The organism is Pseudomonas versuta (assembly GCF_001294575.1).
GTDB lineage: Bacteria > Pseudomonadota > Gammaproteobacteria > Pseudomonadales > Pseudomonadaceae > Aquipseudomonas > Aquipseudomonas versuta.
Window position 1 is genome coordinate 1,582,188 of the sequence record NZ_CP012676.1, and the last position, 24,604, is coordinate 1,606,791.

Sequence of the window (24,604 nt, forward strand, 5' to 3'; positions counted from 1 at the left end):
GCTCCTACAGGTTTACAGGTTCACGGATCTAAAGATGCTGTCCCAACACCACATCCAGCGCGGTGCGCGCATCGTCCAGCTGTACCAGGGTGGCATGCCGGGCGCCAAGGGCGTCGTGGTTTTCTATCGCGGTCAAAATCGCCTTGTGCCGGGGCAACGCCAGTTCGTGCAGGTTAGGCCGGCGATTGGAGTGCTTGAGTGCTTCGCGCAACGCTAGCGACAGCATGTTGCACAGGTTGGCCAGCAGGTCGTTGTGAGTTGCGTCGGCGATCCGGCTGTGAAAATCCAGGTCGGGCTGCAACAACGCTTCGGGCGTTTGTGCATGCTCCATGCGCTCATAGGCTTCGCGGATCGAGGCGACTTCATCATCGGTGGCATGCTGGGCAGCGAGAGCGGCTACAGCAGGCTCGATAATGCTGCGCACGCTGGTCAGCAATGCAAAGAACTCGTTTTGTGGCGAACTTTGCATCAGCCAGTGCAACACATCGGGGTCGAGCATGTGCCATTCACGGCGCGGCTTGACCACGGTGCCCACCCGCGGCCTGGAATACACCAGCCCCTTGGCCACCAGCACCCGCGTGGCTTCACGCAATACCGGGCGGCTGACGGCATATTCTTCGCACAACAAGGCTTCGGCAGGCAGCTTGTCATCGGGTTTAAAACGTCCGGAAACAATCTGCATGCCGAGTTCCTGAACGATGCGCGCGTGCATGCTTTTGCGCTCGGAAGGCTGACGGTAATCCATTGGGAGCGGGTCGGTCCTGTGGCTGGAAAGCGCCGATCATAGCAGGGAGGGGTTTTGTAAGTGGCACAAAACCTGTCGAACAAGCTGTAGGAGCGAGCTTGCTCGCGAGCTTTTCTCTGGCGCGTTGAAGAGCTTGCGAGCAAGCTCGCTCCTACAGGGCTTAGTGCGAGTGGCGCGGCACTTCTGAACCGCGGCAACCTACCAGGAAGTCAAAATCGCAGCCTTGATCGGCCTGCATGACGTGGTCGATATAGAGCTGGCGATAGCCACCAATCAGCAATTTTTGTGGCGGTGCAATATCGGCCAGGCGTGCCGCCAGTTCGGCATCGCTGATGTCCAGATGCAAGCGCCCGCTGGCGCAGTCGAGCTCGATCCAGTCGCCTTCCTGTACCGCCGCCAACGGTCCACCGGCTGCAGCTTCCGGGGCCACATGCAAGACCACGGTGCCATAAGCGGTGCCGCTCATGCGGGCATCGGAGATGCGCACCATGTCGGTCACGCCCTGGGCCAGCAGCTTGGCCGGCAAGCCCATATTGCCGACTTCGGCCATGCCCGGATAACCTTTGGGACCGCAGTTTTTCATCACCAGAATCGACTCGGCAGTCACCTGCAGATCCGGGTCGTTAATGCGCGCCTTGTACATGTCGAAGTTCTCGAACACCACGGCCTGGCCGCGATGCTTCATCAGCGCAGGGGTTGCCGCCGATGGCTTGAGTACGGCGCCCAGTGGCGCCAGATTGCCGCGCAGCACACAGATACCGCCGTCAGCCACCAGCGGGTTTTCAATGGCACGGATGACTTCGTCGTCGCCATAGATCGGCGAGTTTTTAACGTTTTCCCACAGGCTTTTGCCATTGACGGTCAGGGCATCGGGGTGCGGGATCAGGTTGTTTTCCCCCAGTCGACGCAGGACCGCAGGCAGGCCCCCCGCGTAGTAGAACTCTTCCATCAAAAACCGCCCGGAAGGCTGCAGGTCTACCAGGGTCGGGGTACCGCGGCCGATGCGGGTCCAGTCGTCCAGCTCCAGATCGACGCCAATGCGCCCGGCGATGGCTTTAAGGTGGATCACTGCGTTAGTCGAGCCACCAATGGCGGCGTTGACCCGAATCGCATTCTCAAAGGCTTCTTTGGTCAGCACTTTAGACAGGCGCAAGTCTTCGCGAACCATTTCGACGGCGCGCATGCCGGACATGTGCGCCAGTACATAGCGCCGTGAATCCACTGCCGGGATCGCGGCGTTGTGCGGCAACGACGTGCCCAGGGCTTCAGCCATGCAGGCCATGGTGGAGGCGGTGCCCATGGTGTTGCAGGTGCCTGCCGAGCGCGACATGCCGGCTTCCGCGGAAAGGAACTCGTCAAGGCTGATGTTGCCGGCCTTATAGGACTCGTGCATTTGCCAGACGATGGTGCCGGCGCCGATGTCTTTGCCCTTGTGCTTGCCATTGAGCATCGGCCCGCCGGTCACCACGATGGCCGGCACATCGCAACTGGCTGCGCCCATCAACAGGGCCGGGGTGGTTTTGTCGCACCCGGTCAGCAGCACCACGCCATCAATCGGATTACCGCGAATCGCTTCTTCCACGTCCATGCTGGCCAGGTTGCGGGTGAGCATGGCGGTAGGGCGCAGGTTCGACTCGCCGTTGGAAAACACCGGGAATTCAACCGGGAAGCCGCCAGCCTCGATCACGCCGCGTTTTACGTGTTCGGCAATAGTGCGGAAGTGGGCGTTGCACGGGGTCAGCTCTGACCAGGTATTGCAGATGCCGATGATGGGCTTGCCCTGAAACTGGTGGTCGGCGATGCCCTGATTCTTCATCCAGCTGCGGTACATGAAACCGTTTTTATCTGCGCTGCCAAACCATTGGGCGGAACGCAGTGGAGGGGTTTTGTCAGACATTGCGGTCTCTCTTATTGTATGACTAATTAGTTTTTGATGGTCTAAGTTATCCTCAAACTAGGCGCTTTGGAAGTGTTGTTGGGTAAATAGTATTACTATATAGTCCGCTTCAACTGAGAGCTGTTCCTGGCGTTCTTCCGCCTGAGGCCACTCCAGAGGTTCCATAACAAAAACAATGGGAGACCGTCATATGAGCCAGGAATCCGGGCTTATTCGTCGCATTACGCTGAAACTTATTCCGTTTCTGATCCTGCTGTACCTGATTGCCTATTTAGACCGCTCTGCCGTGGGCTTCGCCAAGTTGCATATGGGCGCAGACATCGGCATTGGCGATGCGGCCTACGGCCTGGGTGCGGGGCTGTTCTTTATCGGTTACTTCTTGATGGAGATCCCCAGCAACCTGATGCTGGAGCGTTTCGGCGCAAGGCGCTGGTTTGCCCGGATCATGCTGACCTGGGGCGCGATTACCATCGGCATGGCCTTTGTCCAGGGGCCGCACAGTTTCTACGTGATGCGCTTTTTGCTCGGCGTTGCAGAGGCGGGCTTCTTCCCGGGTGTCCTGTACTACATCACCCAATGGTTTCCAGTTCGCCACCGCGGCAAGATCCTGGGCCTGTTCATTCTCTCGCAACCCATCGCCATGATGATCACCGGCCCGGTGTCCGGCGGCCTGCTGGGCATGGACGGAGTGCTGGGGCTGTATGGCTGGCAGTGGCTGTTCATCGTTATCGGCCTGCCGGCAATCCTGCTGACCTGGCCGGTGCTGCGCTACTTGCCGGATGGCCCGCAACAGGTCAAATGGATGACCCGCGACGAGAAAGAGTGGCTGGCCGGCGAGCTGGAAAAAGACTTGCAGCAATACGGCCAGACCCGCCACGGCAATCCGCTGCATGCTTTGAAAGACAAGCGGGTGTTGCTGCTGGCGCTGTTCTATCTACCGGTCACCCTGAGCATCTACGGCCTGGGCCTGTGGCTGCCGACGCTGATCAAGCAGTTTGGTGGCAGCGATCTGACAACCGGCTTCGTGTCCTCGGTGCCCTACATCTTCGGCATCATCGGCCTGCTGATAATCCCCCGCAGTTCCGATCGCCTGAATGATCGTTATGGCCACCTGGGCGGCCTTTATGTACTGGGCGCGATCGGCCTGTTCCTGAGTGCATGGTTGACGGTGCCGGTGCTGCAACTGGGAGCCCTGTGCCTGGTGGCTTTCTCGTTATTCTCCTGCACGGCGATTTTCTGGACATTGCCCGGGCGCTTCTTTGCCGGTGCCAGTGCCGCCGCCGGGATTGCCCTGATCAACTCGGTGGGCAACCTGGGCGGCTATATCGGTCCGTTCGTGATCGGTGCGCTCAAGGAATACACCGGCAACCTGGCCTCGGGCCTGTACTTCCTGTCGGGGGTGATGGTGTTCGGGCTGTTTCTGACGGTGGTGGTGTATCGCACTCTGGAGCGCAAACATGCGCTTGAATCCGATGAATTTGCGACCTGTGCACGTCCTGTCACCGGTCATTAATCAGCCGGCAGAGTTATTCATCCGTGGGTTAGTGCGCAGGTTTGACCTATCATTACGCCTTTCAAACAGGTGAATGATTAATGAGCGATTCAAACCAGACCTTGCGTGCAGCCCTTGAAACCAGTGACATGCTGGAAATTGACGGGCTGCATGCCTGGGATTTTTCTCTGGACGATGTGCAGTTGCTCATCAAGTGCATGGATGGTCGTGCCGAAAAACGTTGGAGCTTCACCCTCGCACAGCTGGATGCAGCCGTGTTTGACGAAGCGTTGAAAAGCTGGACCCTTACCGGCGACTCGGGTGAGCACCGCCTGGTTTGCCTCAGCGCATTTAGCGCGAGCAATGACGACGATGACACTGAGGTGGTTGATGAAGTTTAAATGGTTACCCTTGTTGATGGCTTCAAGCATTGGCGCTATGTCGGCACAGGCGGCTTTCGGGTCTGAGGTCGAGTTGCTGGTGGGTTCCTATACCCAGGGCAAGAGCCAGGGCATTTACCGTTTACAGTTCGACAGTCAGAGCGGGCGGCTCACACCCGAGCCGTTGCAAGTGTTCAAGGCCGCCAACCCTTCGTGGCTGACCTTGTCCCGTGACCAGCGCCGCCTGTTTGTGGTCAATGAGAACGGACAGGGCCAGGCCGATGTGGTGGGGCGTGTCAGCAGCCTGTCGATCGACCCGAAAACCAACCAGTTGAGCCTGGTCAACCAGGTCAAAACCCTGGGCGAAGAGCCGACCCATTCCAGCCTTAGCGGCGACGAGCGCTACCTGTTTGTCGCCAACTATGGTGTGCACGCCGAACCGGGCGGCAGCCTGGCCGTGGTGCCGATAAACGCCCAGGGCGAGTTGCAACCTGTGACCCAGATGAGCAGCCACCCGTCCAGCCGGGTAAACCCTGAGCGCCAGATGTCGGCTCATGTGCATTCGGTGGTGTCTTCACCGGACGGCAAGTTTGTCTTCGCCAGTGACCTGGGGGCCGACAAGATTTTTGTCTATAAGTACGATCCGGCTGCCAACCCCGAGCATCCTTTGGTGGCTGCCGATCCGGCCTACGTCCAATTGCCAGCGGGCAGTGGTCCGCGTCACTTGTTGTTCTCCAAGGACGGCAAACACGCGTACCTGACCACTGAAATGAGTGCCCAGGTATTTGTGTTCGACTATGCCGACGGCCAGCTCAAGCAGCGCCAGGCGCTGGAACTGGCCTACGGCCAGCCAGCACAAAACCGTGCCGCAGGTGCTGTGCATGCTTCGCCCGATGGCAAGTTTCTTTACGTGAGCAATCGCGGCAAGGCCAATGAAATCCTGGTGTTTGCGATCAATCCGGCGAACGGTGAGTTGACCGAAATTCAACGTCGTTCGGTTGAGGGTGATCATCCTCGCGAGTTTGCCCTGAGCCCCAACGGCAAGTTCCTGTTGATCGCCAACCAGATGAGCAATGCCATCGTGGTGCTGGAGCGCGACCCGCAGACCGGCAAGCTGGGTAAAACCCTGCAAACCCTGGCCATGGATGCGCCTTCAGATCTGAAGTTCATCAATCGCCCGTAAACACAGGCTTGCAGCCCTCTATTAATCGCGCTGATAGAGGCTAGTGCTGCAATGAATTTCTGTGCGATGACCCTTGGCGTTAAGTTGGCTTCACGGCCTGAAAAGGCAAGCAAGCCAACTGAATCGTCGAGGGTTACCGCCATGAATTTCAATCTTTTCTCCGTGATTGCTGCTTCCGCCATCTCTGCCACCGTAGCCCTGCCTGCCAACGCCAGCGTGCTCATCAGCGACAAAAAATCCCCCAGCTATACCCAGAAATACCTGCAGCAAAGCGCCAACTTCTATGCCGCCCTGGACCATAAAACCCAATCCTGAAAAGACCTGCCCCCCTGTAGGAGCGAGCTTGCTCGCGAGCTCTTCAGCTTTGCCGGGAACAGCTCGCGAGCAAGCTCGCTCCTAAAGGTTGTGTCCTGTCTCTAGCAATTTTGCCGTTTGGCCGTCGACCGTACCGACCATGGCGTAGTTGTAGCCAGGGCCGGACCAGTATTGAGCCTCTAAATCTCCATCGCGCCGACTGCCCCGTGGCAGCAGGTTGTTGTGCGGGCCGGGCGGGCGGATGTAGAAGCTGATTTGTTGTCCCTGGCCGTTTTCGTACAGCACCATCGCGGCACCGCCCTGATCGGTGGTGAGCAACCGGCCGCTGACTGGCCTGAACCCCGAACCGGCTAAATCCGGCAAGCGTTGGGCCTGATTGAAATACCCGTCCAGCCAGCCCTGAATGTCATGGCTTTGTTGCACGTTGTAGTCGGCAGGCAGAAACCCCTGTTGCGCAAACATGCGGTGTGCCGCCAGTGCATCGGCCATGGGCAAGCTACTGGAAGGCTGAATGATTTGCCTGGCCTGCCAGCCGCCGAGACCACCGACGCTGACGGCGATCAACAGCACCGCAGCCGTGGCCCAGTGGCGACGTGACTGCTGGCGCCGACGCTGGCGTATGGCGCCGGGGTCGAGTGCCGGATTGTCCGGCTGCTGCAGGCTTTGCTGCAGGGCGGTACGCAGCGCCTGTGCATCGCGCTGCCAGGCTTGCACCCGGGCGGCGACTTCAGGGTTGGCCTGCAGGTACTGCTCAACTTGATGGCGTTCAGCCTCGCTGAGCGCGTAATCGACATAAGCGTGCAGGTCGCGCTCACTGGGCGGGGTGGTGATCATTTCAGTCTCCGCAGGGCAGGGCGGGTGATTTCGCCTTCGCTGAGTTGGCGCAAGGCCTGGCGTGCGCGTGACAGGCGCGACATCACGGTGCCAATCGGCACCTCAAGAATGTCGGCCACTTGCTGGTAACTCAACCCCTCGACCGAGACCCACAGCAGCAGGGCGCGTTGCTCGGTGCTCAGGCGTTCGAATGCCTGTAACGTCGACTGCGCGATGACCGTGCGTTCGGTAGAGGGCTGTGTGTCATCGCGCCCGGTAAAAAATTCGAGCATGCGGGCATAGCGCCGCGAACGCCGATGGCTGTCGACAAACTGGCGATACAAAATAGTGAACAGCCAGGCCCGCAAATCGCCGTCAGGACGTTTGCTGGCAACACTGCCCAGTGCCCGCTCCAGACAGATTTGCACCAGATCGTCGGCATTGCTGGAGTGGCGCGTCAGCGACAGTGCAAATCGCCTGAGGCGCGGGATGAGCTCGCGCAGTTGCTCGTCAAAGGGTGGCATGGGCACCTGCAAGGCGTTGGTCTGTTAGTCGGGGTTAGAGCCCAGTAGACGACTAGGATTGAGGGTTATTCCCGAGGCGCAAAAATAAATCCCTGAAAAATTATCCTCTACTGCGGGAATAAGCCTGTCCGGCCTTCGTCTCATAGGCAATGCACCTTGACGGCCCCGTGGCCCTGGAGTTTTTTATGGTAGATCAATTGCCGCCCGTGGGGCCTGGCAAACCACCGCTGCGCCCCGTCAGTGTGATGCTGCGCCTGGCGGGGATAGGTGTGGTGGTGGCCGTTATTGCCGGGGCGTTTTATTACGTCAACGGTACGCTGGATTCGCAACGTCTGCGCCCTAAAACCCTGGTGAAGGCCCTGGAGCACAATAATGGTGTGTTTGCAGGGTATCGACGCAACCATGCCAAGGGCATCTGTGTGGTGGGGTATTTCGAGAGCAGCGGCAACGCCCATGGCTTGTCCAGAGCCCAGGTTTTCGAGACGGGACGCACGCCGGTGGTGGGGCGCTTTGCCTTGCCCAGCGGCAACCCGTACGCCCCCGACAGCAGCGTGCCGATCCGCAGCCTGGCTTTGCGCTTCACTGAAGCCAACGGCCAGCAGTGGCGTACCGGCATGAACAGCATGCCGGTGTTTGCAGTGGGCACCCCCGAGGCGTTCTACCAGATGTTGCAAGCCGGCGCGCCGGATCCGGCAACGGGCAAGCCCAAGCCGGGTGCCATGCCTGGTTTTTTTGCGGCGCACCCTGAAACCGCACCGTTCCTGCAGTGGGTCAAAACCGCGAAGCCTTCTGCCAGCTTCGCCACTGAAAGCTACAACGGCATCAACGCCTTTTATTTGGTTAATGGGGCCGGGCAACGTCAGGCCGTGCGCTGGGGCGTGGTACCGCAAGGCCAGGACGCCCCGGGTGCCACTGCGCCCGATAATGCGGACTATCTGGAGCAGGACCTGACCCGGCGCCTGGCCGCAGGGCCGCTGAAATGGCAGTTCAACCTGACCCTGGCCGAGGCCGGAGACCCGGTCAATGACGCCAGCAAGGCCTGGCCTGCCGGGCGCAAAGTGATCAACGCCGGCACGCTGGTGTTGCTACAGGCCGAGCAACAGAACTCGGGTGAGTGCCGCGACATTAACTATGACCCGCTGATACTGCCCAGCGGGATTGAAGGCTCGGATGACCCGTTGCTGGCGGCGCGTTCGGCGGCCTATGCCAGTTCGTATCTGCGGCGCACCAGTGAAGTCGATCAGCTATCTCAGGAGAAACGGCCATGAGCGCCCCTACCTCACACTTCGCTCCCGTGGCGCGTTGGCTGCACTGGCTGATGGCGGTGATGATTATCGCCATGTTGTTTATCGGGGCGGGCATGGCGGCATCGGTGTCCGAGCGTCATGAGTGGCTGTTGAATCTGCACAAGCCTTTGGGCATTGCGATATTGCTGCTGGTGGTCGTGCGCCTGTTTGTGCGCTTTAGCACCCGTCAGCCAGCGTTACCGGCGGATTTGCCGGCGGTTCAGGTATTGGCGGCCAGGCTGTCCCATGTGCTGCTGTACGGATTGATGTTCTGCCTGCCGATTGTGGGCTGGGCAATGATTTCGGCAGCGGGCGATCCGGTGATGCTCAGCAGTTCATTGCAACTGCCTGGGATATTGCCGGCCAACCCCAGTACCTTTGCCTTTTTGCGCAAGGCCCATACCTACTTGGCGTATCTGTTGTTTTTTACCGTACTGCTGCATCTGGCAGCGGCGCTGTTCCATGGCTGGATACGCCGGGACGGGGTGCTGCAAAGCATGCTGCGCGCCAAGGACTGAGACACTGGGGCCCCCTGTAGGAGCGAGCTTGCCTCGCGAGCTTTTGATCCTGGAAAAGCTCGCGAGGCAAGCTCGCTCCTACAGGTTTGGGGTTCAGGATTTGGTCATGATTGATGTGAATAACTCGCTTGCCAAAAACCGCTCCAGCCAGGCTCTCAGGCGCGGGTAGGGAGCCTGCTCGAACCAGTCGCGGTCGACGTGGGCGAACTGGCGCACAAATGGCGCCAGGGCCACGTCCGCCAGGCTCAGGTTCGGCCCTGCCAGGTAGGGTGTCTGTTCCAGCACATCTTCCAGCCGCTGCAAGAACGTCTCCCCCATGGCCCGATAGTGCTCCATCGGGTACTCGGGATAACGGTTGGCGTATTTGTAGCGATCCAGACTGGCCTTGAAGCGGGTGTCGTTTTCTTCAATCAACGGCCCGCAGATCCCTTGCCGCCAATGGTCCGGGTCATGCTGATCCAGCGCCCAGTGCATGATGTCCAGGCTTTGTTCGATCACCCGGCCATCGCTACACACCAGCACTGGCACCGTGCCTTTTGGCGACGCTGCCAGCAACCCGGACGGTTTGGCCTTGAGGCTGACTTCCACAATCGAAACCGGCACGCCGCTGTAGTGCAATGCCATGCGCGCCCGCATGGCATAGGGGCAGCGGCGGAAGGAATAGAGCAGGGTCATTTGACCTCCACGGTGCTCAGGCCGTTGCCTTGACGACGTACCTGGATCTGTACCGGTATGCGCTCGTGCATTTCCTGGACATGGGAGATCACCCCGACTTTGCGGCCCTGGGCCTGCAGGCCATCCAGTGCATCCATCGCCAGTTGCAGTGACTCGGGGTCGAGGCTGCCGAAGCCTTCGTCGATAAACAGCGATTCGATTTTCAGCGTGCTGGAGGCCATCGACGCCAGACCCAATGCCAGGGCCAGCGATACGAGGAAGGTTTCACCGCCGGACAGGGAATGCACTGAGCGCAGTTCGTCGCCCATTTCGGTGTCCATCACCAACAGGCCGAGCATGCTGCCGCCGCGTTTGAGGCGATAACGGCGCACCAGTTGGCGCAGTTGCGCATTGGCGTGATGCACCAGCAGGTCGAGGTTGTAGGCCTGGGCGATTTTGCGGAAGGTGTCGCCGGTGGCTGAGCCGATCAGCGCATTGAGCCGCGCCCAGCGCTGCCATTCGTCGTAGGCCTGGCTGATACGTTGTGCCAGTGCCTGATTGGCTTCCTGGCGGCGTTGATCTTCGGCTTGCCGGGCGCGCAATTCGGCAGATTGCTGCTCGCTGGCGTTTATCAGGCTGTGCAGTTCATTCAAGGCGCTGTCCAGCGCCTGGGCGTCAAGGTTGCCATTGGCCTGGGCCTGATGCTGGTTCAGGCGTTGCTCGCGCTCCTGCAGCAGGACGCGGGCTTGCTCGACTGCTTTTTCGCTGTTTTGCAATTGCACGCGCAATTCGCGCAGTTGTGCTTGGTCAATGCTCAGCAACTGCTGCAAACGGCTGTCATCCAGTTCGCTGTGCTGCGCGCGCCATTGCGCAACCTGAGCGCTGAGGCTGGCGTGTTCCTGTTGCAGCCCGTGCTGGCGCTCCTGCTGTGCCTTGAGTTCGGCTGCCAGTTGCAGCAACTGGTTGGCACTGGCTTGCAAGGCCTGTTCGGCTTCGGTCTGGGCCACGCGGGCCTGTTCCACTGCCTGCTCCAGACTGTGCTGCCACCGTTGCGCGCTGGCGTAATCGCCGAGCAAGTCGGTGAGGGCCTGCTGGCCTGTCTGCTGTTGCGCGGTCAGTTCGAGCACGCTGCGTTGCAGGGTTTCGAGCTCTTTAGTGATGTTGGCTTGCTGATACTGCGCCCGCTCGATTTTGCTCGCCCGTTCAGTCTGTTCCGATTGTTCATCGCGCTGTTGATCCAGCTGCGCCAGGCGATCCGCCACTTGCTGGTCAAGCGCCATAAAACAGGCTGATGCGTTATCACGCAGCGCCGCGAGAGTCACCGCTGGCAGCAGGTTGGCGAATTGCGCCAGCTCATCTGCCAGCCGCTGGTTATCGGCATTAAGGTGCAGGCGTTGTTCGGCCAGTTGTTGCGCGGCAACCTGACTGGCTTCGTGACTGCGCTGCACCTGCCCCTGTAACTGCGCCGCTTCTTTTTGCAGGGCGAGCAGGGTGTTCTGGCGCTGTTGATCCTGATTGATGCTGTGTTGCAGCCCGCTCAGGCGCTGGCTCAGCCACTGTTCGCGCCTGGCCGGGTCTTGTGCCAGCCATTGTGGATACAGTGCATGGGCCTCAAGGCTCGGAGCCAGGCTCTGTTGTTCATCGAGAATTTGCTGGTGTTGCTGCACAAACTCGCGGTGCTGGGCATTGACCCCGCCCACTTTTTCACGCAACTGAATCAAGGTTTCCTTGAGGCCGTCGACCACCTTGCGGGCGTTGGCCTCTTCTTCCTCGTCAAAGCGCGAGAGGCTCTGCAACAGCGCTTCTGGCTGGTGATAGGGGTGCTCATGGCTGCCGCAGACCGGGCACGGCTGATCGTCTTGCAGCTGGGCGCGCAGCTCTTCGACGCTGGCGCTGCGGGCCAGTCGCTGACGTTCGAGCAGCTGTTGGGTGACCAGCAGGGCTTGCTCGGCAGACTCGAATTGTTTTTTGGTCGCGGTGCCTTGTGCGATCAACTGTTCGCGTTCGGTCAGCAGAGTCTGCAGCTTGAGTTGTACCGCCTGCAGGCGGGCATCCAGTGCGAGCTGGCTGCTGCACAGGCGCTGCAAGTCTTCAAACGCGCGCTGTTGCTGACGGTTATCAGTGAGCAGGCTACCCAGGGTCTGGATTTGCTCGTTGACCGCCTGTGGCTCTGCTTCGGCTTCCTGGAACAGTATTTCCAGGGTGTTGCGCAGCTCGTTCAGTTCCCGGGCAGCCCGTTCGGCCCTTTGTTCGAGGGCGGGTAGTTCCTTGTGTCCGGTGCTCAGGGTGTTGCTCAGTCGAACCAGTTGCTGCAACCGTGGGCGATAGGCGTCCCAGGCATTGGCCAGGGGGGCCTGGTCAGTGCTTTGCTCCAGTTGGCGGGCTATGTGCTCAAGGCGTTCGGCGCCTTGTTGCTGGCGCTCATTCATCTGGTTCAGGGCTTGCTGACCCTCGGCACAGGCCTGTTGAGCCTGCCGGGCCAGCGCTTGCTGGTCACTGAGGGTCTGGGTCAGGCGGTCCAGGTTGGCATGGGCCAGGTGCGCCTGCTGTACCAGTGGCGCGGATTCACGTTGCCCGGTCTGGGCTTGGGTGGCCGCCAGCCGGGCGGTTTGCAGGGCCTGCTGCAGCCGGGTTTGTTGTTCGCCGAGCACGCTTTGCTGGCGAAGGTGGGCACTGATCTGTTCGGCCAGCGGGCTTGACTGGGCATCCAGTTCGGCCAGCCGGGCAAATTGATGGCGTTGGGGCGCCAATTGCTCCAGCAGGTTGAGGCTGTGGCGCTGGTCGGCCTGGCTGTCCCACCGGGTTTGGGCGTGTTGCAGTTGCTCGGCGGCGCTGAGCTGTTGCTCTTGCAGCTCGCGCAGGGTTTTAAGCCAGGTGTGTTGTTGCTCCAGCTGTTTGAGCTGGATTTGGCGATTAGTCAGCTGTTGCCGGGCCTCGTTGTAGTGCTGGTCCAGCTCGGCGCGTTGTTGCGGCGCAAGCGGGGTAACGCCCACCGCCTGATCCTGCAGTTGCTTGTGGATGTCGCGGGCTTCTTTAGCCTTGTCGAAGGCGCGCTTGCCCAGGCGGGTATAGAGCGCGGTGTCGGTGAGTTTTTCCAGCAGCTCGCTGCGCTCGTTGTCGTCGGCTTTGAGAAAGGCACTGAATTCGCTCTGGGCCAGCATCACGGCGCGGGTGAACTGCTCGAAGTTGAGCCCCAGGCGCGCTTCCAGCTGCACTTTGTAATCGCCTTTCTGGCTGGCCAGCAATTGGTCGCTGTCCAGGTCGCGCAGGCTTTGGCGGCTGGCCTGCAGCTTGCCGGTGGCTTTCTCACGGGCGCGATTGGCTTCCCAGCGGGCCCGGTAACGGCGGCCGTCGATGCCGACAAAGTCAACTTCGGCATAGCCTTCGCCGGTACCCCGACGCAGCAGGGTACGAGGGTCGCCGGTGGCCACTTCGCCATCGGCATCCGGGACCTTGGCATCGCGCCCGGTGTTGCTCAGGCGCGGTACGGCACCAAACAGCGCCAGGCACAAGGCGTCGAGCAGGGTGCTTTTACCGGCTCCGGTGGGGCCGGTTATCGCAAACAGCCCGGCACTGGCCAGGGGCTCGGCGGTGAAGTCCAGTTCAAAAGGACCAGCCAGCGAGGCGAGGTTTTTCAGGCGGATGGCGAGGATTTTCATGGCTGTTCACCTTCCAGCTGTACTTCTTGCAGCAACTGCGCAAAGTCCTTGAGGGTTTGCTCGTCGGCTTCACTGGCGTAGGTCTCTTGCCAGGCACGGCTGAACAGTTCCTGGGGGGTCAGTTGATCGAGTTCGATCAGGCGCGCGCTGTCTTCATCTTCGCTGCGCTTGCCACTGCCGGCGTATTCGGCAGCGATGCGCACCAGGCGCACCGATTTGCCCTGTAGTGCGGTTTCAATCTGCTGGCGCAAGTCTGGCTGCGGCTCGTCGAGCGTTACCCGCACTTCGAGCCAGGGCTGGCGCAGGGCGTCGGCCAGCAAGTCGATGTCGGGAAGTTCGGCCAGCTGGCTGAGGATTTGTGCCAACGGTGCCGGGCCTACGCGTCGCAGGTTGACCGCGCGCGGGATCAGTAGCGGTTCAACGCTGACCAGGGTTTCGCCATCGAGCTGCACATCGAGGATCTGATGCTGGTAGCCGATTTCCGAGAACGACAGCGGGATCGGTGAACCGCAGTAACGAATGCGCTCTTCACTGTTGACGCGCTGTGGCTTGTGCAAATGCCCCAGCGCCACATAGCTGATGCTTGGACCAAACAGGCTGGCGGGCAGGGCTTCGGCGTTGCCGATGATCAGGCTGCGCTCGGAGTCTTCCGAGACTGAACCGCCGGCCATGTGCGCGTGGCTGATGGCGATCAGGGCCTGGCCGGGCTTGCGTCTGGCGTTGGCCGCAGCGATCAGCCATTCATGGACCTGGCCGATGCCGCGCAGGTAGTCGTCGCCCAACTGCGCGCCAGTGACTTCGGCGGGTCGCAGAAACGGCAGCGCCAGACACCAGGCGGCCACTTCACCAGACGCATCGGGCAGCGGGATCAGCAGGCGTTCTGCATCCAGCTGGCCGTCATCGAGCCACAGCACCCGGCCCAGCGCGTGGGTGCGCAGGCGGCGCATCAAGGGTGCCGGCAACTCGATCCGCGAACCGGAGTCGTGGTTGCCGGCAATCATGACGATCGTCAGCTTGGGCTGTTGCTCGTGGGCGCTGACGATAAAGTCGTAGAGCCGTTCCTGGGCTTTGACCGGCGGGTTGACGGTGTCGAAGATGTCACCGGCAATCAGCAGCACGTCCGGCTGCTGCTCACCCAGCCGGTCCAATAGCCAGCTCAGAAAGCAAGCGTGTTCGAAGTCGCGTTCCTGGCCGTGGAGGTTTTGCCCCAGGTGCCAGTCGGAAGTGTGAAACAGGCGCATGACAGAGTCCGTAAAAAATGGGCTTCGTCCGACATGGGCCGGACGCGACAGCAACCCGGGCGCACAGGTCGGCGCGGGGTTGCCTTGAAATTATTTGGGGTACAGCGGTGGCAGGCTGCTGGGTTCGCTGCCCGCATCTTGCTCGCGCTCGGCGGCAGGGATGCTGCGAATGGCTTTCCACAGCTCTTCGCCTTGCCAGTGCTGGCCGGTTTCGCTGTAGAGCGCGCCATTGAGGCCATCCAGGGCATCGGACAGCAATACAAAGCGCGCAGCCATCTCGGCCAGGGTTTCCGGTTGTTGCCGGGCCCAGGCATCCAGTGCCTGGCGGGTGGCCTGCGGGTCGTTGGCCAGGCAGGCACGCTTGAGATCATCGAGCAGGGTGCGGGGGCTGGGGCCGGTTTGCGCGGCCCGCAAAATGGCCGGCTGCCAGCGCGCGCGCCACCACAGGCCGAAACCGGCCAGGGTCGAGCAGGCGAGGATCAAGGTGCTCAGTTGCCACAGCCACAACGTCGAGTCGGTATTCAAAGTCGCGGGGATGTTACCCACGGGGGTGTCGACCGTCATGTTCGGGTTGGCGGCCACCTGCAGGGTGCGGGCCGGCAGGTAGCTGCGTTCCAGACGGTCTTCATGGGTGTTCCACCAGACCACTTCGACAGCAGGCAGTTCTACCTGGCCTACCCGGGCCGGAACCAGCGCCTCGCGTTCTTCGCGAGTACCCACCAGGCCGTTTTCGGTGATCTGGTTGCTCAGCTGCGGCAGGTCGGGGTAACGGCGCAATCCGCTGACGTCCGTGGCGGGCAGCGGGGGAATCTGGGCGCTGGACAGACCTTCAGCCTTGAGGGTGAGGGTGCGGGTCAGTGAGTCGCCGACCTGGCAGTGGTCCGGCTCGGGGTTCCAGGACTCGCTGACACTCAGGCTGCGCGCCGGGAGCCAGGGGGAGCTCACCGGGTAGTCGGCAGGCTTGGGTTTGACTGTCAGCGGGATGTCCGTGGACGTCACGTGTACCAGTTTTCCGGGCTTGGGGCCCAGCGGGGCAGGGGCCGTGGCTTGCTGGCTGTCCACCAGGGTGGCGCTGAAGGTCTGGGCCGGGATGACCAGCTCGCCGCTTTTTTGCGGGTAAATGCCGTAGCGCAGTTCAATCACGCCGTGGCGAACACCGTTGATCAACTTCTCGTAGGTCCGCGATTCGCCCAGTTGCTCGACAATGGCGTCAGTCAGGTGCAAGGGGGTCAGGCTGCTGTCGTCGTACAGCGCGACCGAGTGATAAATGCGCAAGGTCAATATCGCCTGGGCCTGTACGTAAACGTCTGGCTGGTCGAGGCTGGTTTCGATAAATACCGGGGCCAGTTCGTTGTCGCTGCTGGTGCTTTGCGTCACCGTCAGGCTGATGGGCAGGCTGTGATAGGCGCCGACTTGCAGGGGTGGAATGATCACGCTGCCGGTGCGTTTTGGCTGCAAGGTGATAATCCAGCGGGTGTTGGCCTTGTTCTCGTCGTTGAGGTTGGTGAACTGGTTGACCTGGCGCGTCCCCCGTACTTCGAACAGTGCCTGAAGCGGCGTCAGGTCCGGCTTGCCGAACAGGGTGGCGTCGTTTGACTCAAGCGTCAGCTCGACGGTTTCGCCGGAGTTGAGCTGATTGCGGTCAACACTGGCAACCAGCCCGAGCGCGTGGGCTGGCAAGGTCCAGCAGCAGAGCAAAAGAAGCAGGGCGCAAATGCGGTTCATTGAGGCGAGTCCTGATGTTGCTGCTGTTCGTACCAAAATTTTCTGCGCAACAATTCGCTGGGGTTATCGGGGATCTGTCTGAGCCATTGTTCCAGTGCCTGGCGATGCTCCTCGTCCAGATGATCTGAAGTCGGGGCTGGCGGCGGCGTGGTGGGGCCGTCCGCGGGTTCGTTGCCAGGTCGTGCATTATCGGCTGCGGGAGGCGGTTCGAGCGAGTCGTTATTGTTGCCCGCAGCCTCCGGCTCGGTGGCCGAGCTGTTTTCCTGTTGCTGCGCCGCATCGCCCGTGGCACTGCTGTTGCTGGAACTGACAGGGGGAGTGGGGGGCGGCTGCGATGCGGTCTCGGGTGTCTTGTCGTCCGGCGGCGTGGCTTCGGCGCGTTTTTGTTCAAGCACTTGCTCGACCAGGGTTTTGTTCTGTGCCGCCACCTGCAAGTCCGGCTGCAACTCCAGGGCTTGCTCGTAGGCGTCGATAGCCGCTTCCAGTTCACCGCTCATGGCCAGCGCGTTGCCGCGGTTAAAGTGGGCACTGGCGGTGTTGGCCTCGGCAAAGCGCCGCGCCGCAGCCGCGTAGTCTCCCGCCTGATACAACGCGTAGCCTTGCCACTGCGAGTCTTCGAAGTGTTCGACAGCTTGCAGCGGTTTTTTCTGCTCCAGCAAACGCTGGCCCTGCTGGTCCGGGCGCAGCCACAGGTCGGTAAAGCTCATGGCGTAGCCGGGCTGGGGCAACATGAAAAGCAGCGGTAAACACAGCAGCCAGCCACGACGGCCTGCACAGGCGGCCAGTAACAACAGTGGCAGCAACAGCCAGTAACCCTGATCGGCCCAGGTGTCCAGGCGCAGGGTCTGGCCGTTATTGCGCACATGCCGGGGGCCATCGAGCAGGCCCAGGCCACGCAGGTCGTTGTCATCCAGTCGTGCCTGGCGGTAGCTGCCGTCAACTTCGAGGGCGAATGCCCGCAAGCCCTGGCTGTCGAGACGCGGCATGAGGATGGCGCCCTGATCGTCCTTGAGGAACTGGCCGTTTTCGTCAACCACAGGCGCGCCATCACGGCTGCCGACACCGAGGATCAGCAACTGCGGTGTATGGCTGTTTAATCGCTGGGCAATCCCCAGCTGTTCTTGCTCGCTCAGTGAGGAGGTGATGAGCAGCAGACGGCCTTGCCCCAGAGACCCCTGATCCAGAAGCTTGAGGGCCTGGTCCACCGCCAGGTCGGCGCGATGGCCCGGTTGCGGCATGATTGAGGGCTTCAGCGCTTCGATCAGGTTGCGGCTGGTGGCCAGGTCGTCGGACAGCGGCACCAGGGTATGGGCGCTGCCGGCGTAGACAATGATTGCGGTTTGCGCATCGCTGCGGCTTTGCAGCAGGTCGTAGAGCTTGTGGCGTGCTTGCTCCAGCCGATTTGGTGATTTGTCGGTAGCGAGCATTTCGGGCGTCAGTTGCAGCATCACCACCAGCGGGTCGGCAGGTTTGCGGGTGGACTGTTCAACCCGCTCCCAGCTTGGACCGAGCAGTGCCAGCAGGGCCAGCAGCCATGCGAGGCCAAGGGCGACCCAGGGCAGCTTGCTGTTGCGGCCGTTGCCGCCGCTGAGCAGCACGCGATGGAAGGCCACTGGCAGGATCATCTGCCAGCGTCCGGCGCGCTTTTGCCGATGCCAGAGTTTCCACAGCAGCCAGCCGAGCAGTGGCAACAGCAGCAGCCATTCGGGACGGAACCAGTGGGGCCAGAGCGTACTCATCGGCGCCTCCGCAAGCGCAGGCGCTTGAGCCTTGAACGCCAGTCAGGATGCTGTAGCAGAAAGTGTTTTTTGCTCAGCCAGCGCTGCAGCGGATTGCCGGGCCACAGTTCATGGATCACTAGCAGCACGCTGAGCAAGAGGGCGCCAGCCAGTGGCCAGCTGTAAAGCGCGTGTGCCGGGCGGGCCTGGGTGGGTTGCTGGGCGACGGGTTCCAGCCGGTCAAGGGTGTCCTTGATCGCAGCCAGCTCCTTGCCGTCGCGGGCACGGAAGTACTGGCCTGCGGTGACTTTGGCGATTTCTTCCAGGGCGGGCTCGTCCAGGTCCACCCCGGGGTTGATGCTGAACATGCCTTTGGCGCTGCTTTCAGCCGGGTCGGCGCCTATCCCGATCGGGTAGATTCTGACGCCTTCCTCGGCGGCAAGGCGTGCGGCGGTCAGCGGGTCGATCTGGCCGCCGTTGTTGGCCCCGTCGGTGACCAGGATCAGCACTCGACTCTGTGCCGGGCGCTGGCGCAAGCGTTTCAGGGCAAGGCCAATGGCGTCGCCGATGGCGGTGTTTTTACCGGCGATGCCGATTCGCGCTTCATCGAGCCAGGTGCGAACGGTGTGGCGGTCGAAGGTCAATGGCGCTTGCAGATAGGCCTGACTGCCGAACAGAATCAGGCCGACCCGGTCGCCTTCGCGGTTTTCGAGAAAGTCGCCGAGCAGGCTTTTGACCAGGTCCAGGCGACTGATGTCTTCGTCGTGCCATTGCATGTCCGGGAAGTCCATCGACCCGGATACATCCACCGCCACCAGCAGATCCCGCCCGCTGGCAGCAATCGGCAGTGGCTCGCCCAGCCATTGCGGGCGTGCAGCTGCGGTCAGCAGCAACAGCCACAGGAGCACATAAGGAATTTGCTGGCGCCCTGACGGCATCGTCGCCCGGGCCTTGCGCCGGGCCAGTTCTTCCAGGTCCGCCAGAAAACTGACCTTGAGGGCGGCCTCGCCACTGTCGGCAGCGGGCAGCACAAGGCGCATCAGCCAGGGCAGCGGCAGCAAGACAAAGAGCCATGGCCAGGCGAACTCAAACATGTTTGCGAATCCAGGTTTCAACCGCTTGATTGAGGCCGGCAATCGCCTTGTCATCAAGCTTGCATTCGGGCTTGTAGGCCCCTTCAACCAATACCATCCAGCGGGTCAGGCCGGCAGCCGGGCAACGGTTGTCGAGGAACGCCAGCCATTTGCGGCCATTGAGGGTGTGGCTCTGGCTGTAGGGGTAGTGGTTGCGGCACAGGCGTTTGAGCAGGCCGTTGAGTTGTTGCAGCCAGGCCCCGGCGGGGGCGCCATCGTAGGGCTTGGGGAAAGCGGCAAGCTCTTCAAGCGCCGCCAGACGTACCGGGTCCAGAGGTTGCTCGGCCCTGCGGGGCAGGCGTTTGACCGGCAGATAACGGCGCAGCCACCACAGGCCCCAGCCCAGGGCCGCAAGCAGGATCAGCAACAGCCACCAGCCCGGCGCGGGCGGCCAAAAGCCGATCAGCGGTGGCGGGATCAAGGGCTGCAGCTGTTCAAGGTCTTTCATAACGGTTTGCCGGGGCGTTTGGCGTTCAGGTATTCACGCAGTTGCTCGATCATTTCACTTTGCGTGCTCAGCGGCATCAGCATCACGCGCAATTTTTGCGCCAGTAGCTCCCAGCGCGCAATGCGTGCTTCGCCCTGGGCACGATAGGCCTGACGCAAGTCGTAATTGAGGGTGTCCAGCTCCAGTTGTGCGCCGCGCTCGGCAAAGCGCAACAGCCCGGCAGCGGGCAGGGCGTGGTCCAGCGGGTCGGACAGCGGCAGCAGCATCAAGTCGCAATGACGCGCCAGCAGGCTCAGTTGTTGTTCGGCGGCGTCGGTGAGTGCGCGCTCATCGCAAATCACAATCACCAGACTGCCTGGGCGAAGGACCTCCCGTGCACGGATCAGCGCCATGCCCAGGGCGTCACGGTCAGACTGTACTTCGGTGTGCAGTGACTGGTTGACCCGTACCAGCCGGTTAAGCAGTTGCAGCAGGCTCTGTTTACTGCGCCGGGGTTTGATTTCGTAATGTTCGTGATCGCCGAACACCAGCCCGCCCACCCGGTCGTTGTGGCCCAGTGCAGCCCAGCCGATAAGGCTGGCGGCCTGGGCCGCAAGCACCGACTTGAACATCAGGCCCGAACCAAAGAACAGTCGACGGCTTTGTTCTGCGAGGATGAAAATCGGCCGTTCGCGCTCCTCATGGAACATTTTGGTGTGCGGCTCCTGGGTACGGGCCGTGACGCGCCAGTCGATGGTGCGCACATCGTCACCGGCCTGATACACCCGCACCTGGTCGAAATCCACCCCGCGCCCGCGCAATTTCGAGTGATGCAAGCCCGCCATCGGGCTGCGCTGGCCAGGGGAAGAGAACAGTTGCACTTCGCGCACCCGATGCCGCATCTCGATCAGTTCGGCAAGGGTGACGCGAATGCCGGGTTCGGCGGGCAGAGGGTTGTTCATCGTCAGGCAACGGCAACGACATCGAGGATGCGCTGCACTACGCGGTCCTGGTCGATGCCGGCGGCTTCAGCCTCGAACGACAGGATGATGCGATGGCGCAGTACGTCAAACAGCACCGCCTGAATGTCTTCAGGGCTGACAAAGTCGCGCCCGGCCAGCCAGGCGTGTGCCCGGGCACAACGGTCCAGGGCAATAGAACCGCGCGGGCTGGCACCATAGGCGATCCAGTCGGCCATTTCCGGGTCGAACTTGCCCGGCGTGCGGGTGGCCATGACCAGTTGCACCAGGTATTCCTCTACCGCATCGGCCATGTACAGGCCGAGTATTTCCTTGCGTGCCGCGAAAATGGCTTGCTGGCTGACCCGGCGCTCCGGTTTGGTTTCACCGTTGAGTGCTTCACCGCGGGCCTGTTGCAGGATGCGGCGTTCGACGGCCGCGTCGGGGAAGCCGATTTTGACATGCATCAGGAAGCGGTCGAGCTGGGCTTCGGGCAACGGATAGGTGCCTTCCTGCTCGATCGGGTTTTGCGTGGCCATCACCAGAAACAACGGCGACAGTTCGTATGTACTGCGCCCGACGCTGACCTGACGCTCAGCCATGGCTTCAAGCAAGGCCGACTGGACCTTGGCCGGGGCGCGGTTGATTTCGTCCGCCAGCACCAGGTTGTGAAAGATCGGACCTTGCTGAAATACGAAGCTGCCGGTTTCGGGACGATAGATCTCGGTGCCGGTGATATCGGCGGGCAGCAGGTCGGGGGTGAACTGAATTCGATGGAACTGCGCTTCAATGCCTTCAGCCAGCTCCTTGATGGCCTTGGTTTTTGCAAGGCCGGGCGCACCTTCGACCAGCATGTGGCCGTCAGCCAGCAACGCGATCAGCAGGCGGTCAATGAGTTTTTCCTGACCGAGGATCTGCGTTGAGAGAAAGGTTCGCAGCGCAAGCAGCGCTTCACGATGTTCCATCGTTGACTGTTCCTGAAAAGGACACCGACGGCGCAAGAGTTACGCCGGGGCTGGGGCCGTTACTTTAATCCATTGCAGGGGTCGGGGACTAATCGCAGGGGGAGCTTTTTAAGGAAAAATCTGAAAATTAAGAAAAAATCCGAAATCCGTCGGGTTGTTGAGAATGGTGCTCATCTGCGCGGGTTTATAAACATCCATTTCTACAGCTGGACCCTCATGAGTGCGCCTGGCCCCTGCAACAGACTCTGGAGGCGAATTCAAAGTCCTCTGCGCCTCGGGTTTACAGGCGCCTGGCCAGCGCCACCACGGCGACGCCAATCAAGGCGGTCAGGCCGCTCAACAACAGGATTACCGTCTGCGTGCCCAGCGGCGCTGCCAGCAGGGCAATCAGCAGTCCGGCTACCGGTTGGGACAGGTTGTTGAGCAGGCTCACCACGCCGACGGTTTTGCCAAAATCCTGTGGTGGAATGACCTTCTGACGAACGCTGCGAAAGTAGATATTGAACATCTTGTCGAAGCCGGTAATCAGCAAAAAGCCCAGGGTATACACCCAGATATTCGGGCTCAGGGCGGTGATCAGTGCGCCGCAGGCGATCATGCAGTAGGACAGGCTGCCCAGTACTTTTAGAGGCAGGGTCGAGCGCGCGAGATAAAACAAAATGGCAATGGTCACCAGTGCGCCTGCGGCCTGCAGCCCTGCATAGCTCTGCTTGCCGGCCGCATATTGGCCGATGACCATGGCCGCCGAGGTGGCCAGGGTGACGCCGATTATCAGGTTGACGCCGACTGCCAGAGCGATGATCTTTTTCAGCTCTGCCAATTGGCGGATATGCCTGAAGGCGATGCGCAGAGGCTTTAGCCAGACGTCCTGATGCTGTTCGAAGGTTGGCAGGTTGACGTTGGTATTGCGTTGCCAGAAGAGCATCGCCAGATCGGCCAGGACAAATAATCCGGCCACCGCGATGACTACCCAGTGCCATGCCCAGAACTCGAGCAGCAATGCCGCAACCAGTGGCCCCAGTACCAGGCCGCTCTGGTCGGCGATTTGTGAGTAGGACAGGGTTTTGCCGTAGGTGTAGTGCTTGAAGATATGCGGCATCAGAACCTCCCGGGCCATGACGCCCTGGGTGGTCAGTACCCCGCAAAGTGCTGAAAGGATGACTACCCAGTAAATCCCGTCGAACACAGTGTAAAGCGCTACGGCAATAACGCAGGCCACGGCGCGATAGATCTGGCTGATGTGCAGGATGCGGACCGGGGGGTATTTGTCACACAGTGCCCCGCACACCGGGAATGACAGATAGCGCGGCAACGACTCGACAAAAAACGCCAGCCCGGCCCACGACACGCTGTTGGTGGTCTGGAACACAATCAACGGCACGATAAATAACAGAATCTGGTCGGCAAGCCGCGAAACAAACAGTGAAATGAAAAAAGCCAGGTAATCCTTACGCATGCTGTTCTCGTGTCAGTGGCTGAACACCCTGTTTAGCTCAAGCAATAAAACTCCCGGGCGTTCTGCCACAGGACGCGGCCTGCGCCGTCCTCGCCCAGGGCGTCAATCAGCAGAACGATATCGGTATCTTCAAACGGGCGGGGCGCGCGGGTTGACGGCAAGTCTGTGCCAAACATCAGGGCATGGGGGTTGGCGCTGTGAATCTGTTGCAGTACGCCGGGAACCGCAAAATCCACCCGGCCAAAACCGCAAGCCTTGATTCGAACACCGTGCCCGTCCAGGCGCAGCAGGCTGGGCAAGCCTTCATGGCTCAGGCCCAGGTGATCGATGCTCAGGGCCGGCAAGCGCAGTAGCCGGTTTTCAATGGCTGGCAGTTCTCGAGAGTCGATATACAACTCGCAATGCCAGCCCACGCAGGCGTGCACCCGTCTGGCCATTGATTCGAGCTGGTCGAGCTGCTCGGAACCGCCGCGCTTGAGATTGAAACGCAAAGCGCGAACACCTTGTTGGTGCAGGGTTTCAAGCTCGGAGTCGGTGACGCTGGCAGGCAGTTGCGTGACCCCCACGAACCCCGGTCCAAGGCGTTTGAGTGCAGCAATCAGGTAAGTCTGATCGAAGCCCTGAAAAGAGCCCGAAACCACCGCCCCGCCGATGATGCCCAAGGCGTGGGTACGTTTTTGGTAATCATCGACACTGAAAAACTCGGGCGTATAGCCGTTGTTCGGAATCAGCGGATAGGCACTGTCAATGATATGGCAGTGAGCATCGAAGATCGGGCGCATGGCGACAGTACCTGGGGTAAGCAGTTGTTGTGGGGGGCTTGTTCAGCCCAGTTCGCTGACGTACGTGCCGGTGCCTTTAAGGATGTTTTTCAGGGTTTCTTCGATTTCGGCCAGGTCGCTTGGGTCTGCGGTATGAAGAATCTCAAGATGATCGGCGCCATTGAGGGCATCAGCGTCAGACGCACTGACTTCAATCAGCAGGCGGGTAGGGCTCAGGGTGACCTTAACCCCTTCAAGAACCGAAGGTTCGTCAACGTCGCCGAAAGTGATTTCCAGTTCGTCTTCGTCCGGATAGCGGGTCATCAGGAACATTTCGCCCTGTTCGCTGTGGCAACACAGCATGGCCATGTTGTCTTCTTCGTCGTCACACGGGTTGGCCATGAGGAGTGGGGTGGTGATTTGCATGGGGAATTCCTGGCGCTCTGGGCGCATGTATCTGCTGGATAAAAGCTGATTTTGCCAGCCTGAACAGATTTATGCTGGCCTCATTGAATATGTGTCAAAGAGTTCAGACTGCTTCCCGCCGGTCATTTTTGAGGCGGGTAAAGGAAACTCAGGTGCTTTTTGGAATATTTATCCTGTGCCAATGCTAGGGTTGTTCGTTATCAGGTCATATGGATGCGTCCCCATGACCGAATATGTCGCAGCATCGCAAGCAGGCTGGACCGCTCAATCGTTAAGCTGCGCGGGTGATAGCTATCTCTAAAGGCACAGCCTGTTCATTCGGCAGTC

At 60.8% G+C, this 24,604-nt stretch carries 22 protein-coding genes; 6 read left to right on the plus strand and 16 right to left on the minus strand.

Annotated elements, in window-relative coordinates; all coding sequences use genetic code 11:
* Window positions 1–28: 28 nt before the first annotated feature.
* Together AOC04_RS07080 and AOC04_RS07085 are read right to left on the minus strand one after the other, a co-directional pair.
* A complete protein-coding gene (locus AOC04_RS07080; RefSeq protein ID WP_060691884.1) occupies window positions 29–745 on the minus strand; it encodes a FadR/GntR family transcriptional regulator in 717 nt (238 codons plus the stop codon).
* Between the two features lie 160 nt (window positions 746–905).
* Window positions 906–2,642: an IlvD/Edd family dehydratase gene (locus AOC04_RS07085; protein ID WP_060691886.1), complete on the minus strand. Its 1,737-nt coding sequence runs from the start codon at window positions 2,640–2,642 to the stop codon at window positions 906–908.
* 190 nt (window positions 2,643–2,832) lie between these two features.
* Between AOC04_RS07085 and AOC04_RS07090 the strand changes: the two genes are divergently transcribed.
* From AOC04_RS07090 to AOC04_RS23930, 4 genes are all read left to right on the plus strand, one after another.
* Entirely contained in the window at window positions 2,833–4,155 is a 1,323-nt protein-coding gene (locus tag AOC04_RS07090; RefSeq protein WP_060691888.1) for an MFS transporter, read from the plus strand.
* An 80-nt stretch (window positions 4,156–4,235) separates the two neighbouring features.
* Window positions 4,236–4,535 carry a DUF5629 family protein gene (locus AOC04_RS07095; RefSeq protein WP_003444766.1) on the plus strand — a complete coding sequence of 100 codons (300 nt, stop codon included), beginning with the start codon at window positions 4,236–4,238 and terminating at the stop codon, window positions 4,533–4,535.
* Window positions 4,525–5,697, plus strand: coding sequence for a lactonase family protein (locus AOC04_RS07100; RefSeq protein ID WP_060691890.1), 1,173 nt, complete (start codon window positions 4,525–4,527; stop codon window positions 5,695–5,697). Before AOC04_RS07095 ends, AOC04_RS07100 begins: the two co-directional genes overlap by 11 nt.
* Window positions 5,698–5,838: 141 nt before the next feature.
* Window positions 5,839–6,012 carry a hypothetical protein gene (locus AOC04_RS23930; RefSeq protein WP_167344879.1) on the plus strand — a complete coding sequence of 58 codons (174 nt, stop codon included), beginning with the start codon at window positions 5,839–5,841 and terminating at the stop codon, window positions 6,010–6,012.
* Between the two features lie 81 nt (window positions 6,013–6,093).
* On the opposite strand, the gene AOC04_RS07105 is transcribed toward AOC04_RS23930, so the two are convergent.
* On the minus strand, window positions 6,094–6,846 hold the full coding sequence (locus AOC04_RS07105; protein ID WP_060691892.1) for an anti-sigma factor family protein: 753 nt from the start codon (window positions 6,844–6,846) through the stop codon (window positions 6,094–6,096).
* Window positions 6,843–7,349 (minus strand): sigma-70 family RNA polymerase sigma factor, encoded by a 507-nt coding sequence (locus AOC04_RS07110; RefSeq protein WP_060691893.1) that lies wholly within the window; start codon window positions 7,347–7,349, stop codon window positions 6,843–6,845. Before AOC04_RS07110 ends, AOC04_RS07105 begins: the two co-directional genes overlap by 4 nt.
* Before the next feature lie 185 nt (window positions 7,350–7,534).
* Here AOC04_RS07110 and AOC04_RS07115 point away from each other — a divergent pair, with 185 nt between their 5' ends.
* Together AOC04_RS07115 and AOC04_RS07120 are read left to right on the plus strand one after the other, a co-directional pair.
* Complete coding sequence (locus AOC04_RS07115; protein WP_060696893.1) at window positions 7,535–8,617, plus strand: catalase family peroxidase; 1,083 nt, start codon at window positions 7,535–7,537, stop codon at window positions 8,615–8,617.
* Complete coding sequence (locus tag AOC04_RS07120) at window positions 8,614–9,153, plus strand: cytochrome b (protein ID WP_060691895.1); 540 nt, start codon at window positions 8,614–8,616, stop codon at window positions 9,151–9,153. The genes AOC04_RS07115 and AOC04_RS07120 overlap by 4 nt, the downstream gene beginning before the upstream one ends.
* A gap of 93 nt (window positions 9,154–9,246) precedes the next feature.
* Here AOC04_RS07120 and AOC04_RS07125 read toward each other — a convergent pair whose 3' ends face one another.
* From AOC04_RS07125 to AOC04_RS07180, 12 genes are all read right to left on the minus strand, one after another.
* Window positions 9,247–9,828: a glutathione S-transferase gene (locus AOC04_RS07125; protein WP_060691897.1), complete on the minus strand. Its 582-nt coding sequence runs from the start codon at window positions 9,826–9,828 to the stop codon at window positions 9,247–9,249.
* Window positions 9,825–13,466 carry an AAA family ATPase gene (locus AOC04_RS07130; protein WP_060691899.1) on the minus strand — a complete coding sequence of 1,214 codons (3,642 nt, stop codon included), beginning with the start codon at window positions 13,464–13,466 and terminating at the stop codon, window positions 9,825–9,827. Before AOC04_RS07130 ends, AOC04_RS07125 begins: the two co-directional genes overlap by 4 nt.
* Entirely contained in the window at window positions 13,463–14,707 is a 1,245-nt protein-coding gene (locus AOC04_RS07135) for an exonuclease SbcCD subunit D C-terminal domain-containing protein (RefSeq protein WP_060691902.1), read from the minus strand. Before AOC04_RS07135 ends, AOC04_RS07130 begins: the two co-directional genes overlap by 4 nt.
* Window positions 14,708–14,797: 90 nt before the next feature.
* Window positions 14,798–16,432 carry a BatD family protein gene (locus AOC04_RS07140; protein ID WP_060691904.1) on the minus strand — a complete coding sequence of 545 codons (1,635 nt, stop codon included), beginning with the start codon at window positions 16,430–16,432 and terminating at the stop codon, window positions 14,798–14,800.
* Window positions 16,429–18,171 carry a VWA domain-containing protein gene (locus AOC04_RS07145; RefSeq protein WP_060691905.1) on the minus strand — a complete coding sequence of 581 codons (1,743 nt, stop codon included), beginning with the start codon at window positions 18,169–18,171 and terminating at the stop codon, window positions 16,429–16,431. Before AOC04_RS07145 ends, AOC04_RS07140 begins: the two co-directional genes overlap by 4 nt.
* The gene (locus AOC04_RS07150) at window positions 18,168–19,244 is read right to left on the minus strand and encodes a vWA domain-containing protein (protein ID WP_060691907.1); all 1,077 of its coding nucleotides are present in this window, start codon (window positions 19,242–19,244) and stop codon (window positions 18,168–18,170) included. The genes AOC04_RS07145 and AOC04_RS07150 overlap by 4 nt, the downstream gene beginning before the upstream one ends.
* Window positions 19,237–19,731 carry a DUF4381 domain-containing protein gene (locus AOC04_RS07155; RefSeq protein WP_060691909.1) on the minus strand — a complete coding sequence of 165 codons (495 nt, stop codon included), beginning with the start codon at window positions 19,729–19,731 and terminating at the stop codon, window positions 19,237–19,239. Before AOC04_RS07155 ends, AOC04_RS07150 begins: the two co-directional genes overlap by 8 nt.
* Window positions 19,728–20,672: a DUF58 domain-containing protein gene (locus AOC04_RS07160; RefSeq protein ID WP_060691911.1), complete on the minus strand. Its 945-nt coding sequence runs from the start codon at window positions 20,670–20,672 to the stop codon at window positions 19,728–19,730. Before AOC04_RS07160 ends, AOC04_RS07155 begins: the two co-directional genes overlap by 4 nt.
* A gap of 2 nt (window positions 20,673–20,674) precedes the next feature.
* Entirely contained in the window at window positions 20,675–21,634 is a 960-nt protein-coding gene (locus AOC04_RS07165; RefSeq protein WP_003444726.1) for an AAA family ATPase, read from the minus strand.
* Window positions 21,635–21,914: 280 nt separating this feature from the next.
* The gene (locus tag AOC04_RS07170; RefSeq protein WP_060691912.1) at window positions 21,915–23,090 is read right to left on the minus strand and encodes an MFS transporter; all 1,176 of its coding nucleotides are present in this window, start codon (window positions 23,088–23,090) and stop codon (window positions 21,915–21,917) included.
* 32 nt (window positions 23,091–23,122) lie between these two features.
* Entirely contained in the window at window positions 23,123–23,872 is a 750-nt protein-coding gene (locus tag AOC04_RS07175) for an amidohydrolase family protein (RefSeq protein ID WP_060691915.1), read from the minus strand.
* Between the two features lie 42 nt (window positions 23,873–23,914).
* Window positions 23,915–24,277: a hypothetical protein gene (locus AOC04_RS07180; RefSeq protein WP_060691917.1), complete on the minus strand. Its 363-nt coding sequence runs from the start codon at window positions 24,275–24,277 to the stop codon at window positions 23,915–23,917.
* Window positions 24,278–24,604: the final 327 nt, after the last annotated feature.